Origin of the sequence: Cohnella lupini (assembly GCF_003386205.1) — a bacterium.
GTDB classification, from domain to species: Bacteria; Bacillota; Bacilli; order Paenibacillales; family Paenibacillaceae; genus Cohnella; species Cohnella lupini.
Window position 1 is genome coordinate 204,048 of record NZ_QRDY01000007.1, and the last position, 12,767, is coordinate 216,814.

General features: G+C 48.7%; 14 protein-coding genes and 1 pseudogene. 14 read left to right on the top strand and 1 reads right to left on the bottom strand.

All coding sequences use genetic code 11. The annotated features are described in order from the left end of the window. Nucleotides 1-10: 10 nt before the first annotated feature. From DFP95_RS14760 to DFP95_RS14800, 9 genes are all read left to right on the top strand, one after another. Nucleotides 11-484: a hypothetical protein gene (locus DFP95_RS14760; RefSeq protein ID WP_115993401.1), complete on the top strand. Its 474-nt coding sequence runs from the start codon at nt 11-13 to the stop codon at nt 482-484. After that, the gene (locus DFP95_RS14765) at nt 472-1,506 is read left to right on the top strand and encodes a CehA/McbA family metallohydrolase (RefSeq protein ID WP_115993402.1); all 1,035 of its coding nucleotides are present in this window, start codon (nt 472-474) and stop codon (nt 1,504-1,506) included. Before DFP95_RS14760 ends, DFP95_RS14765 begins: the two co-directional genes overlap by 13 nt. After that, nucleotides 1,503-2,234 (top strand): glycerophosphodiester phosphodiesterase, encoded by a 732-nt coding sequence (locus tag DFP95_RS14770; RefSeq protein WP_115993403.1) that lies wholly within the window; start codon nt 1,503-1,505, stop codon nt 2,232-2,234. The genes DFP95_RS14765 and DFP95_RS14770 overlap by 4 nt, the downstream gene beginning before the upstream one ends. Beyond that, nucleotides 2,224-3,225, top strand: a complete 1,002-nt coding sequence (locus tag DFP95_RS14775) for a LacI family DNA-binding transcriptional regulator (RefSeq protein ID WP_115993404.1) — start codon at nt 2,224-2,226, stop codon at nt 3,223-3,225. Before DFP95_RS14770 ends, DFP95_RS14775 begins: the two co-directional genes overlap by 11 nt. Before the next feature lie 30 nt (nt 3,226-3,255). Further along, complete coding sequence (locus tag DFP95_RS14780) at nt 3,256-4,080, top strand: ABC transporter permease (protein WP_115993405.1); 825 nt, start codon at nt 3,256-3,258, stop codon at nt 4,078-4,080. A 35-nt stretch (nt 4,081-4,115) separates the two neighbouring features. Continuing rightward, nucleotides 4,116-5,153, top strand: coding sequence for an ABC transporter ATP-binding protein (locus DFP95_RS14785; RefSeq protein WP_115993406.1), 1,038 nt, complete (start codon nt 4,116-4,118; stop codon nt 5,151-5,153). A gap of 22 nt (nt 5,154-5,175) precedes the next feature. Beyond that, a complete protein-coding gene (locus tag DFP95_RS14790; protein WP_115993407.1) occupies nt 5,176-6,378 on the top strand; it encodes an extracellular solute-binding protein in 1,203 nt (400 codons plus the stop codon). After that, nucleotides 6,375-7,214, top strand: coding sequence for an ABC transporter permease (locus tag DFP95_RS14795; protein WP_115993408.1), 840 nt, complete (start codon nt 6,375-6,377; stop codon nt 7,212-7,214). The genes DFP95_RS14790 and DFP95_RS14795 overlap by 4 nt, the downstream gene beginning before the upstream one ends. A 113-nt stretch (nt 7,215-7,327) precedes the next feature. Beyond that, nucleotides 7,328-8,362 carry a zinc-binding alcohol dehydrogenase family protein gene (locus DFP95_RS14800; RefSeq protein WP_115993409.1) on the top strand — a complete coding sequence of 345 codons (1,035 nt, stop codon included), beginning with the start codon at nt 7,328-7,330 and terminating at the stop codon, nt 8,360-8,362. A 384-nt stretch (nt 8,363-8,746) separates the two neighbouring features. Here DFP95_RS14800 and DFP95_RS14805 read toward each other — a convergent pair whose 3' ends face one another. Then, nucleotides 8,747-9,655 (bottom strand): DMT family transporter, encoded by a 909-nt coding sequence (locus tag DFP95_RS14805; protein ID WP_115993410.1) that lies wholly within the window; start codon nt 9,653-9,655, stop codon nt 8,747-8,749. Nucleotides 9,656-9,802: 147 nt separating this feature from the next. Between DFP95_RS14805 and DFP95_RS29805 the strand changes: the two are divergent. From DFP95_RS29805 to DFP95_RS14825, 5 genes and pseudogenes are all read left to right on the top strand, one after another. Continuing rightward, nucleotides 9,803-9,991 (top strand): annotated as a pseudogene (locus tag DFP95_RS29805) (GntR family transcriptional regulator); the annotation flags it as partial. A 12-nt stretch (nt 9,992-10,003) separates the two neighbouring features. Beyond that, the gene (locus DFP95_RS14810) at nt 10,004-11,179 is read left to right on the top strand and encodes an aminotransferase-like domain-containing protein (RefSeq protein WP_245987671.1); all 1,176 of its coding nucleotides are present in this window, start codon (nt 10,004-10,006) and stop codon (nt 11,177-11,179) included. Between the two features lie 88 nt (nt 11,180-11,267). Continuing rightward, complete coding sequence (locus DFP95_RS14815; protein WP_115993412.1) at nt 11,268-11,684, top strand: VOC family protein; 417 nt, start codon at nt 11,268-11,270, stop codon at nt 11,682-11,684. 23 nt (nt 11,685-11,707) lie between these two features. Then, nucleotides 11,708-12,094 (top strand): VOC family protein, encoded by a 387-nt coding sequence (locus tag DFP95_RS14820; protein ID WP_115993413.1) that lies wholly within the window; start codon nt 11,708-11,710, stop codon nt 12,092-12,094. 156 nt (nt 12,095-12,250) lie between these two features. Next, nucleotides 12,251-12,727, top strand: a complete 477-nt coding sequence (locus DFP95_RS14825; RefSeq protein WP_115993414.1) for a DUF6376 family protein — start codon at nt 12,251-12,253, stop codon at nt 12,725-12,727. The last annotated feature ends 40 nt before the right edge of the window (nt 12,728-12,767 follow it).

Sequence of the window (12,767 nt, forward strand, 5' to 3'; positions counted from 1 at the left end):
AGGAGATTATATGCTTCTAGATATAAGGGGGCAGGTTACCCCGGACGATTCCCGACAACATGTCGTTTACCGGTTTCAGTTGGATCGACTAACAGCAAAAATATGGATCAGGTTCAATTATAGCCCCAAGGTTCTCGAGGATAACGAGCGCGCCAAATCATTGATCATCGCCGGAATCGATTTGTATTCCGCTCCGGAACAAAAACAGCTTCTAAAGGACGCATGGGAACGGTACCAGCCCTTAACTAATCTGATTACCGTTTCGGTGGACGACCCGGAAGGCAACAGAGGCGCGTGTCATCGGCACGATCCGGAGCAGTTGCTGTTCCTGGCGGAGCGGGATTCCTCTCCCGGACTGACGAAGGGCAAGTTGGTTGCGGGAGTATGGAGCGTAACGCTCAGTTTACACTCTATCGTATCGGAACAATGCTCTTATCATCTTCAAGTTTGGGCATCGGAGGAGGAAACGGAATGTATTGGTTAGCCAGCGAACTCCATACCCACACCGATCACAGCGACGGCAAACAAACCTTAAGCGAGCTTGCAGAAGGCGCGGCAAAGCTGGGCTTCGAATGCATCGCGCTCACGGATCACAATACGTTATCAGGACTCGATGGTCGCGAGAATGTCGAACGGGAATGGGGGCTAACCATTATCCCGGGCATGGAATGGACAACGTTCTACGGTCACATGCTTACGCTCGGCTTACAAGATTTCGTGGATTGGCGTACGGCAGAACTAAGCAATATCCATAAGGGAATATCCGAAGTTCACCGGAAGGCGGGGTTAGTTGGATTAGCCCATCCCTATCGAATCGGAAGTCCTATCTGTACCGGCTGTCATTGGGAGTATGAAATTCGGAATTGGAACGACATCGATTATATCGAAGTATGGTCGGGTACTTTTCCTTCCATTAAGACGGATAATCTTCGCGCTTTCTCCTTATGGACTGATCGGTTGAACGAAGGCTATCGCATCGCCGCTACATCCGGTCGGGATTGGCACGCTCAAGTCGCGACGGAGGAACCCGTATCCGTCACTTATCTTGGACTTCGCGCGGATAAGCCGCAAGAGAGGAATCAAATATCTCAAGACGCAGTCGACGCGTTGAGCCACGGACGCTCCGTCGTGACGATTGGACCGCTGCTGACGATGGAAGTAGAATCGGCTAACTCTTGGTTCGGAATCGGAGATAACGTACCGGCTCCAAGCTCCGATCCGGATGAAAGTATCGACGGATATTGGGGACATGTAAAAACTGTTTTTTCAGTTAGACAAGGTTTGTGGGAGCTCCCGGAACAGAATTTTACGCTAAAGATTGTAGGCAATACGGGGACGGCAGCCGAACGATCCGTGGGAGCCGCGGACGAGGTATATCGAATGAACATCCCGGAAGGCGGCCTTCTATGGGCAAGGGCTGAATTGTGGGGAACCGTTCACGGAGTAAGAGCGCTTATCGCATTTACGAATGCCATCTATTTCAATGAGGGGAGAGGTACGGAATGAAGAGCTTCCCGCTGATTACGGCTCATACCGGATGTATGGGCACGCCAATGAACTCGTTACTGTCGATCGAAACCGGGATTTCATCCGGGGCTGACATTATTGAAGACGATATTCAAGTCACTCGAGACGGCATCCTCGTGCTATCCCATGACGATACGGTTCATTTGGCGAACGGGACAGAGAACCGAATTTCCGGTATGACCTTTAATGAGCTTTCCGATGGGCTTTCTACACCAATCTCAACGTTGGAGCAGGCTTTGGAGCTGTTACAAAACGCCGGAAAAATGATGAACTTGGATTTGAAGACCGATGGGGCCATCGTGCCACTATCCGACTTAATCGAAAGGCTCGGCTTGCTCGACCAAGTGTTCCTAACGGGATGTCAATACGCGTCTGCGCTTAAGGTCCAGATGCACAACCCTAGATTAAACAAGCTTCTGAACGTGGATGTCCGGATTTTTCAAACCTTAAGCTACGTGGATGCCATCCGCCAAACATGCGAGCACGCGCAAAGCGCCGGATGCATCGGATTGAACGTCCCTTATCAACTCGTTCAGCCGCTCTTACTCGAGCTGTCGGCAGATTATAAATTGCCGGTGTATCTCTGGACCGTAAATGAAGAGGGGCTATTCAGACAGTTCGCGGAAATGGGCGTTAGATCGATTACGACCAAGGACGTTGCCGCTGCAATAAGGGTGAAGCAGGAGGTAACGGGAATTGGCTTATAACATCAAAGAAATCGCTTTGCGCGTCGGCGTGTCCAAGTCGACGGTTTCTCGAGTCATCTCCGGAAAAGGTTATACCAGTCCGGAAGTGCGCGAGCGAGTGCTCAGCGTCGTCGAAGAATTGAAGTACAAGCCGAGCGCCGTGGCGAGGGCAATGGTTTCCCAACGTACGAACAATATTGGCGTCATCATATATCGTGATCAGCAACCGATCGTTTCCCATCCGATTTACGGTAAAATCGTCGATTCCATTCTAGTCGCGGCCCAAGCCAGGGGATATTCCGTTTATCTGACCACGGACCAAGGGATGTCGCTAAGTTCCACCGACTTTATGATGGAGAAGCGGGTTGAAGGACTGATTTTAATCAGCCGACTACGGCAAAACGTTATCGAATACGTCAAGAAATTCAATATTCCTTACTTGATGGTAAATGGCTCGACGGAAGATCCGGAGGTTATGCATTTCGTGAGCAGGGATGAAGAAGGCGGCAGCCACGCGGCCGACTACCTCTATCGGCAAGGTCACCGTAAGCTATTCGTAATCGCAGGGCCGCAGGAGCACAGAAGTCATAACTTGCGACTGAAGGGCTTCCAGGAAAATATGGACCGGATGGACGGAGATGTCGAAATGTCCGTATGGTACTCCCCGGAATCTAGCTTCGAGCAAGGGTACCGTCTACTGGAGGAGCAGTGGGATTTTTTCGTCGGACAAGGCTTTACCGCTCTATTCGCGACCAACGATATGATGGCGCTCGGCGCCATGAAACTTCTGCAGCAACGATCCGTCCCTATTCCCGGCCAGGTCGCGGTGATGGGCTTCGACGATATCGAATATGCCGCTATGTATTCGCCGTCGCTAACGACGATCAAAGTGGACAACAGCAAGATCGGGCACGATGCGGTCGTGATGCTGGACCGTTTGATCAAGCAGGAGAAGATATCGTCCAAGCTTAACGAATATTCAAGCGAACTTGTCATCCGGGAATCGACATAAATCGAGCACGTAAAGGAGATGAATCGTTGCATGCGTTGGTATTTCCGAGCCATCGGAACTCGCAAAATCATTGAGTTTCTGCTTCTGATCGTGTTTATCGTGTTCTTTGTCAGTCCCTTATTGAACTTGGCCGTTCTGGCTTTTAGCGGAAAATGGTCCTATCCCGATTTGCTGCCCCAACAGTGGTCGTTGCAGTGGTGGAAATTCGTGCTTCACGAGGATGAGATATCCAAATCGATCGGACTGTCATTCTTGATTGCCGCATTGGTTACGGCATTATCCATTGTGTTGTGCATTCCTGCCGCTTACGCTTTCGCGCGCATCCGGTTTCCGCTCAGCAAAGTATTCCTTTTCTCTTTTCTGCTTACGCATGCTTTTCCGAAAATGGGGCTGTACGTATCGATTGCCGTCCTATTCTATAAATTGGGTCTCATGAATACGCTGCTCGGCGTCGTGCTGGTGCATATGATCAACGTCCTTATGTTCATGACTTGGATCCCGACGGCCGCCTTCCGGAACGTTCATTCGGCACAAGAGGAATCCGCCAGGGACGTAGGAGCGTCACCGTTTCGCGTATTCCGCAGCATTACGTTGCCGATGGCATTGCCCGGAATTATAGTCGCATCCATCTTTACGTTTCTTAACTCTCTGGATGAAGCTCAAGGTACCTTTCTTGTCGGCATTCCCGATTATAGAACGATGCCGATCGTCATGTATTCCATTATTTCCGATTTTCCGGGGAGCGCAGGAGCGGTATTCTCCATCATTCTGACGGCGCCAACCATTATCTTACTCCTCGCGGCCCAACGGTTTGTAAGTGCTGACGTTATGTCCAGCGGTTTCCAATTGAAATAACCGGACCCTAGATTCCGGCATGCATGGAGGAAATCATGAGCATTCAACTATCCATACGCGATTTGTCAAAACGTTACAAGACGGGTGAAGGCGTTAGCGGAATTTCGCTCGATGTGAACAAGGGGGAGCTCATCACCTTGCTCGGTCCTTCAGGATGCGGAAAGACGACCGTATTGAGAAGCATTGGAGGTTTTCTGGAGCCCGATTCGGGAGACATCCTGATCGAGGGTCGAAGCGTGGTCAAGCTCCCGCCGGAGAAGAGACCGACTTCTATGGTCTTCCAGGGTTATAACCTTTGGCCGCATATGACCATCTACGATAATCTTGCATTCGGGCTCAAGATTCGAAAAATGCCTAAAGCGGAAATACGAAGCGCGGTCGAGGAAGTTCTCCGTCTTGTTCGGTTGCCGGGTGCGGAGAAGAAATATCCGAGCCAGCTTTCCGGGGGTCAACAGCAGCGTATAGCCGTTGCCCGTTCGCTTCTTCTTAAACCGGCCGTACTGCTCCTGGACGAGCCTTTCTCGGCGCTTGATGCCAAGCTTAGGCACGAGATGAGAGAGGAATTGCGCGAAATTCAGACGGAAACCGGTCTTACGATGGTATTCGTTACCCATGATCAGGAGGAAGCACTTTCGCTATCCGATCGGATCGTAGTCATGAATCACGGACATATCGAACAAATTGCCGCGCCTCAGGATATATACGATGCGCCTGAAACGCTTTACGTCGCTGAGTTTATCGGCAAAATGAACTTTTTGAAGGGGGGTGCGCAAGGAGACAAGCTAGTCGTGGGACGAATGGAATTTCCGAATGCCAAACATCTAACGGGCGAGGTTGTCGTCGCCGTCAGACCGGAGGATATCATCCTGGAGCCGGGAACAAGTCAGGCTGCGGGTTTACCCGGTACGATCAAACAAATGATGATACTCGGACACTATGCCGAAGTATCAATAGATCTAGGCGATCATGGCATTATTCGTGCTTTTCAGCCGAGGGATAAGGTCAAAGAGCTACAGTTGGGCCAGAGCGTCAACGCAACCTTTAATAAAGTTATCGCTTATTCGAATAACTAAGAATAATAGGAGGAATTTCAACATGATTCAATTGAAAAAGGGATTAACGGTACTTTCGGCGCTGGCTCTGACATCTTCGATTCTGGCAGGCTGCGGTACTAAAGCGGACAATGCCAATTCTAACGCTAATGCTTCTTCCGCCGACGCAAGTGCTCCAGCTTCGGAAAGCAGCACATCCCCCGCTTCGGATAAACCTGTTGAATTCTCGTTTTATTTTACCGGATCCCAGAACGTGAAAGACATGTGGGACACGCTCGTTCCGAAATTCGAAGAGCAAAACAAGGACGTAAAGGTCAAGCTCGTGTACATTCCTTCCGGAACCGGCGCGCAGCCGACCTATGACCGCATTCTAGCTGCGAAGCAAGCGGGCAAAGGGTCTGGAGACATTGATCTATATGAAGATAGTCTATCTAATGTGACCAAAGGCGGCAAAGACGATCTTTGGGATACGCTGAGCCTGGATTCCATCCCTAACATCGGCAAAATCAATCCGAAGACAATGGAAAATGTATCCAATCTGGCTGTGCCTTACCGTGCATCCGCCGTTGTTCTGGCTTATAACAGCGATAAGGTTACTACTCCTCCAAGCACGCTTGACGAGCTATACGAGTGGATTCGCAATAACCCCGAGAAGTTTGCCTACAATGATCCTACCACTGGAGGCGCGGGCAGTTCGTTCGTTACGACTTCCATATACAAAGACCTGCCGGATGAGGCGATTTACAGCACCGACCCGGCGATTCAGAAGGATTGGGACAACGGGTTCGCTACGTTGAAGGATCTTGGCAAATATGTTTACGGCAAAGGAATTTATCCGAAGAAAAACCAAGGCACGCTTGATCTGCTTGCTAATGGAGAAGTGGACATGATAACCGCATGGTCCGACATGGTGCTTGAACAAACAGCCAAAGGCCAATTGCCGGCTACGACCAAAATGAAACAAATCACGCCAGGCTTTAACGGCGGCCCAACCTATCTGATGGTGCCTAAGCTGTCGGAGAAAAAAGAAGCGGTATATCAATTCCTGGATTATGTGATGTCACCTGAGGCGCAAGGAGTCATCGTCGAGAAAATGCATGGCTTCCCGGGTATTGAATTGTCGAATATGCCTCAAGAGATCCAAGATTCGTTCAAAGGCGTATCGGAGGGCTTCCGCAGCTTTAACATTGGTGATCTGGACAAGGAAATCACCAAGCGTTGGCAGAGCGAAGTCGCGGCGCAATGAGTAAGTCTATGAAAATGGGGATGCTGGGACTGATTCTAGTCATCCCCTCTTTTCTATTGCTATTCGTTATCGTCGTGATTCCGATCGCGCTCTCGTTCGTGGAAAGCTTGAGGAACGAAGCGGGAGGGTTCGATTTAAGCCGTTATCAATTTCTATTTACCGATAAAGCCATGCGTTCGAATATCATATTTACGTTAAAGGTAACGGTCGTGTCTTGCCTCATCGTGCTCATCGTAAGTTACTCTCTTGCCGTCTACATGCGCTTCAGCTCGGGAAGACTGGTCGATTTGATACGCAAAACCTATATGATACCGATCTTCATTCCAGGCGTAATCGCAACATACGGACTGATTAACCTGCTTGGGAACCATGGCTGGCTATCCCGGTTTTTATTGCTGATCGGCATAACATTGCCTCGGATTATTTTCGACGAAAAAGGGATTATCATCGCCAATTTGTGGTTCAATATCCCGTTTACGGCAATGCTTCTCAGTTCGGCGCTTGCAGGTATACCGAATTCGGTATTGGAGAGCGCGAAGGATGTTGGAGCAGGTAGGCTGCGCGTCTTCTTCCAGATCGTCTTCCCGTTATCTTACAAAACGTTCCTAGTCGCGGCTACGTTCGTATTCATGGGCGTCATAGGCTCGTTTACGGCTCCGTTCCTTGTCGGCCCTAACGCGCCGCAGATGCTCGGAGTTTCCATGGAGCAAGTGTTCGGCGTCTTCCAAGAACGAGAGCAGGCTGCAGCGATTGCATTCTTCACCTTCTTGCTCTGCTCGGTACTCGGTTACTTTTATATCCGCTCTATGGTCAAGGACGAGACAGCCCGCTCATGAGTGCCGGAACGATATTCGATGATTTGATTTTGTTGTTCCCGTGATCTAAACTTAATAGAAGAGCGACCTCCTGGAACTCTAACCCTAATCCTAACCATGATGGAGGCATAATGATGTCTAATGAAACAATGAAAGCGGTAGGTCTTTACAAATATCTGCCGATAGATCATCCGGAGAGTTTGATCGACTTGGAAATAGCAAAACCAGTACCTGTCGGCAAGGACTTGCTAGTCAAGGTGAACGCGGTCTCCGTCAACCCTGTCGACACTAAAGTACGATCGCCGAAAAGCAAGACGGAAAGCTCACCGAAAGTTCTTGGCTGGGACGTTGCTGGCGTAGTGGAGCAGGTGGGACCAGACTGCACGTTATTTAAACCAGGTGATGCGGTATATTATGCCGGAAGTATCGTTAGACCGGGCGGTAACAGCGAGTTCCATCTCGTCGATGAGCGCATTGTCGGAATGAAACCGACCACGCTAAATTTTGCGCAGGCCGCCGCCTTGCCGCTAACGTCCATTACCGCATGGGAAGGGCTGTTTGACCGTCTCGGCATCACGCATAACAAAACCGATAACGAGAACAAGAAGATATTGATCGTTGGCGCTGCGGGCGGAGTGGGTTCCATCGCGATTCAACTGGCTAAATACGTCGGACTTACGGTTATCGGTACTGCTTCCCGCGAGGAATCGGCTGCTTGGGCGAAGGACTTGGGCGCGGATCATATCATCAATCATTACGAGGACTTCGTTCCTCAGCTTGAGGCGATCGGCGTTAAAGAGGTCGAATATATCTTTTGCTTGAACACTACGGAGAAGCACTGGAAGAACATGGCCGACGCGATTGCGCCGCAAGGCAAAATCTGTTCGATCGTAGAAACGGACGAGCTGTTGAATTTGACGTTGTTGAAAAATAAAAGCGTTACATTCGTATGGGAGCTCATGTTTACCCGTCCGATGTTCCAGACGGCAGATATGATTGAACAGCATAAGCTGCTGAATGAGATTGCACGTTTGGTAGATGGAGGAGTCATTCGGACTACCGTGGCCGAGACGTTGATTCCAATCCATGCGGCCAACCTGCGTAAGGCTCATGAATTACTGGAAACGGGCCGAATGGTGGGCAAAGTCGTACTGGAACGTTTCAACTGAACCATGATGTGATGATGTGAACCTATAAACGCCTAAGCGGATGATGGAATCCTCCGCTTAGGCGTTTTCGATTGTTAGGAGCTCTTACTTCGAAAGGGAAATGGCATTTTATGTCGAATTTTCATAGATAAATTGAATAACCAAATTATCTCTAGGGTGCGGCTTTCGTCGACACTCTTTTCGTTTGTTTAAGGAGGTTGCGCGCTGAAGTATTACCTCGGATATAACGGGAAACGCATTAACGTTCCGCTATCGAAAGAGGAAGCAATGAAGCTGTTATTTGAAACGAAGGGGGCTATTAAAGGGCTAAGTATTATGGTCTATGATGACAACGGTAAGTTTATAAAGCATATTCCGAAAAAGAGAAGTTAAAGGACCTCAAAATCACTTATTATAGTTCTGAGTTATCGGAGCCGGCGGTGAAAATTTATTGGCTGAGAACCGACGTGCGAGAGCTACGCACAGTACGACGGCGATATTCACTGTAAAGATAGGCCAGCCGATCGACTCGTGCAGGACGAGAGACGCTAGCAACAGACCGAAGAAAGGCTGGAGAAGTTGTAACTGTCCAACCGCCGCGATGCCGCCTTGGGCAAGTCCGCGATACCAGAAAACAAAGCCGATGAGCATGCTGAACAGGGAAACGTAAGCAAGGCTGAAGAGAGCGGGATGGCCGATACCCGTCCACGTGACAGGCATGTAAATAATGGAAAGCAGCAACATAAAGGGAAGCGACAGAACGAGCGCCCAGGAGATCACTTGCCAGCCTCCAAGCCTCCGAGAGAGCCTGGCCCCTTCCGCATAACCGTAACCGCACGCGATGATAGCAGCCAGCATGAACGCATCGCCGACCGGCGAAGATGCAAGCCCTTGAGTAAGGGCAAATCCTACTACAATGGAGCTACCTAACGTAGAGAAGATCCAAAAGGCTGGTCGCGGGCGTTCGCCGCCGCGCAGTACCCCGAAGATCGCCGTCGCAAGCGGCAGTAGTCCAACGAAGAGAATGGCATGCGCAGATGTGACATACTGAAGCGCCAAGGCAGTAAGCAGCGGGAAACCGACGACTACGCCGAGTGCTACCATCAATAGCGGAACGATGTCGCTTCGGATAGGACGTTGTTGTCGGAAGACCAAGAGAAGCGCTCCCGCAATCACGCCAGCAATTGCGGCGCGGCATACGGTGAGGAACAAGGGATCAAAATCCACCACAGCCACTCGCGTTGCGGGTAGCGATCCGCTGAAGATGAGAACTCCGAGGAAGCCATTAATCCAGCCGCTAGTCGTTTTGTTCAATTCAATCACTCCAAAATAATCATATGATACGCATTCGCTTGATGTTTTGTATTATAATGGTTACAAACTATCATGAATATAGACCATAAATCCATCTGTATGGATACAGAATAGCAAATCAATTCTTTTAGACGGGGACAAATTGTTATGATAACGAAACAAGAAACCATTCAACAAATCATTCGCACGGACATCACCAACGGTTTCGTCAAACCCGGTCAGAAGCTGGCATCCATCCGTATGCAGAGCCAAAGATTCAATTGTAGCCTCAATACGATCATTCGTGTATATCAGGAACTCGAGATGCAACATCTCATTTATTCGCGCCCGAAAAGCGGTTACTTTGTCGTGGCCGAAGAAGCGCTTCTTCCGTTGCTGCAAACCAAACGAATCGATTTTGCATCTGCGGCTCCCGATCCCGCATCCATGCCGCAAGCAGACTTCCGGCAGTGCTTGAACAAAGCGATGGAGTTATTTGAGGCATCTATCTTTACATATCCCGATCCGCAAGGTTTGCTTTCTCTTCGACAGGAGATCGTGAAGCTTTTTCAGCAGCAACAGGTTTTTCCTTCGGCTCAGCAAGTTTTTATATTTTCCGGCGCCCAGCAAGCACTTCATCTTCTATCCGGGATGCCTTTTCCAAACGGAAAAACCAACATTTTGGTCGAGCAACCAACGTATTGGGGCATGCTGGAAGCGCTTAAGACGCAAAGAAATACCGTAATCGGTATCGAAAGAACTCCGGACGGGATCGATTGGGTGACTTTGGAGCGCTATTTTCAAAGTAATATGATCAAGTTTTTTTATACCATTCCGCGTTTCCATAATCCCTTAGGTACTTCTTATACACCGGAAGAGAAGCAGCGGCTTGCCGAACTCGCTAAAGCCAATGACGTTTACATCGTTGAAGATGATTATCTTGCCGATTTGGAAACATACAGTAAAGCAGATCCTATTCACGCCTATAATGGAGCCAGTCATGTCATTTATCTCAGAAGTTTTTCCAAAGTGATGCTGCCCGGATTAAGGATTGCCGCGGCCACGGTTCCGACTTCGTTTATTCCTTTGCTCCAACGGCATAAACAAGCGGCGGATCTAAGTACGTCTGTGCTCTCTCAAGGCGTGCTTGAGATTTATATGAAGTCCGGGATGTATTCTCATCATGCGAAGCGAATGAAATCCGTATATGATTGTCGAATGAAACATCTAAGAGAAACGGCTCAGCGATTATTGCCCAAAGATTGCTTTTATACCACGCAAAGAGCCGGGGGAATCTTCGCTTCAATACGTCTTCCGGACTCCATTCATACAGAAGATTTGGTCAAGCGATTGGAGAATCGCGGTGTTGATGTACTGGCAACCGATAAGCATTTCCTCTCCACTTTTCCTAAGCTTAACTTGCTGCGCCTTAGCATCATTAGGACCGATGAGCAAGAAATCGAAGAGGGTATCCGCATCATTGCCGAAGAACTGGAGCGTGCCCAGTATACAAGCAGCTCTCCCAAACCATTCTTTTGGTTATGATTATAAAAACATGAGTTATCTGAGTTAAAAGGTAAATGTAGGTATTTATCGAATATCTATCTGACGAAGACCAAAGGAGTTGGTAGAATTGGCCGAAAAATTGAAGTTCGTAACCAAAGCGATGGAAAGAATTACGGGGCTTGCTTGCATTAATCTCCCGGTTCGCAATGTGAAAGCTTCGGCGGAATGGTACGTCAAAAATTTAGGTGTTATTTTGCTCAGAGAGCCAACTCAATTTGATCAAGGCGCGAATGCGATGATTCAACTCGGAGAAAATGGACCAAGCGTGCTGATGCACGAGGAGCTAGAACCGACACCGTTTCATTTTATGCGTAACGGCAAGCCTGCACCGATTTTTGAACTACGAACCGATGACGCGGATGCGTTTTATAAGCAATTGTTGGAAAAAGGAGAAAACGTGACTAATCGCTTTGACAATGTACCCTGTGGCAAATATTTTCACGTTTCCGATCCAGATGGAAACGTAATTACGATAGTTGAGTAACATATAGAAAGGAATGAGGCAATTTGGTTGAGACTAATATTGAAAGTGTTTCATATCTACAGATTCCAGTTAAAAATCTTGAGGAATCTAGCGAATGGTACATAAACAATCTGGGATTCCAGGTACATTGGAAGAGACCGGATAATAAAATGACTATTCTTGCCCTTCCTTCTGGTCCGTCCATATTTCTGTGCGAAACGGAATTGCACCAGGAAAAGCTAGGTGTCGTTATCGGTTTTGCAGCAGTAAATATTCGGAAGTTGCTAATTGATTTGCAGAATAAAGGGGTGCGAATTGGAGAGATCAGAGAAGACCGAGGGGAAGTAGAAGGTGAAATTCTAGGAATGGATTTTGACTTTTTTGATCCTGACGGTAATATGTTTGTGGTTCATGCTAAGTTCGCTGAGTAGATTCTATTTTTTATTATCCGATTACGCGAACGGGAATCTAAAGTGGAGGAGCTGCTTACCGAGGCAGCTCCTTTATTGATTTTTCGTCTAACAGAACAGGAGTGTTCGAGCTTATTGGAATACGAATTTGTGAAACGCTAATGGGGAAAGGGGAGTATGAATAGTAAACGAATGGGGGTTGAAGACGATATGAAAATAAAGCTAGCATTACTTCTTGTGGCCGTTACGATTGTGACGGGTTGTTCGGTGGTGGAGCAAATCGACCGAACGGTGAACTATACTAGCGAAGCGGCAACGTATGTGGATCGGACTGCCGAATTTGCCCGGAAGTTGCCGGACATGGCGCAGCAGACAGCGAACGATCTTGAGGTGAAGGAAAAGCTGGTCGCGGAGATGGAAGCCATGAAACAGCGGGTGGCGGATTTCAATGGGCTAGAGGCACCGGATATCGCTGCGGATGTTCATGCCAAGCTGCAGAGCTACAACGCTACGCTGCGACAGGAGATCGACCAAGTTTTGAACAGCTTGCTGGACAACATCCCGGCTGTACAGGCGATAAAAGATTCTCAAATTATCCAGACGCTGACTGACATTACGAGTCTGACGGGACAGATCGACAAGTTAGGCGGGTAAGGCACCAATATTAAGAAACTCATTAATTGTAGATTTTCGC

Bases quoted from the DNA above. Each gene is read 5' to 3' on its own strand.
- DFP95_RS14760 (WP_115993401.1), top strand. From the start codon at position 11: ATGCTTCTAGATATAAGGGGGCAGGTTACCCCGGACGATTCCCGACAA.
- DFP95_RS14765 (WP_115993402.1), top strand. From the start codon at position 472: ATGTATTGGTTAGCCAGCGAACTCCATACCCACACCGATCACAGCGAC.
- DFP95_RS14770 (WP_115993403.1), top strand. From the start codon at position 1,503: ATGAAGAGCTTCCCGCTGATTACGGCTCATACCGGATGTATGGGCACG.
- DFP95_RS14780 (WP_115993405.1), top strand. From the start codon at position 3,256: ATGCGTTGGTATTTCCGAGCCATCGGAACTCGCAAAATCATTGAGTTT.
- DFP95_RS14785 (WP_115993406.1), top strand. From the start codon at position 4,116: ATGAGCATTCAACTATCCATACGCGATTTGTCAAAACGTTACAAGACG.
- DFP95_RS14790 (WP_115993407.1), top strand. From the start codon at position 5,176: ATGATTCAATTGAAAAAGGGATTAACGGTACTTTCGGCGCTGGCTCTG.
- DFP95_RS14795 (WP_115993408.1), top strand. From the start codon at position 6,375: ATGAGTAAGTCTATGAAAATGGGGATGCTGGGACTGATTCTAGTCATC.
- DFP95_RS14800 (WP_115993409.1), top strand. From the start codon at position 7,328: ATGTCTAATGAAACAATGAAAGCGGTAGGTCTTTACAAATATCTGCCG.
- DFP95_RS14825 (WP_115993414.1), top strand. From the start codon at position 12,251: ATGAATAGTAAACGAATGGGGGTTGAAGACGATATGAAAATAAAGCTA.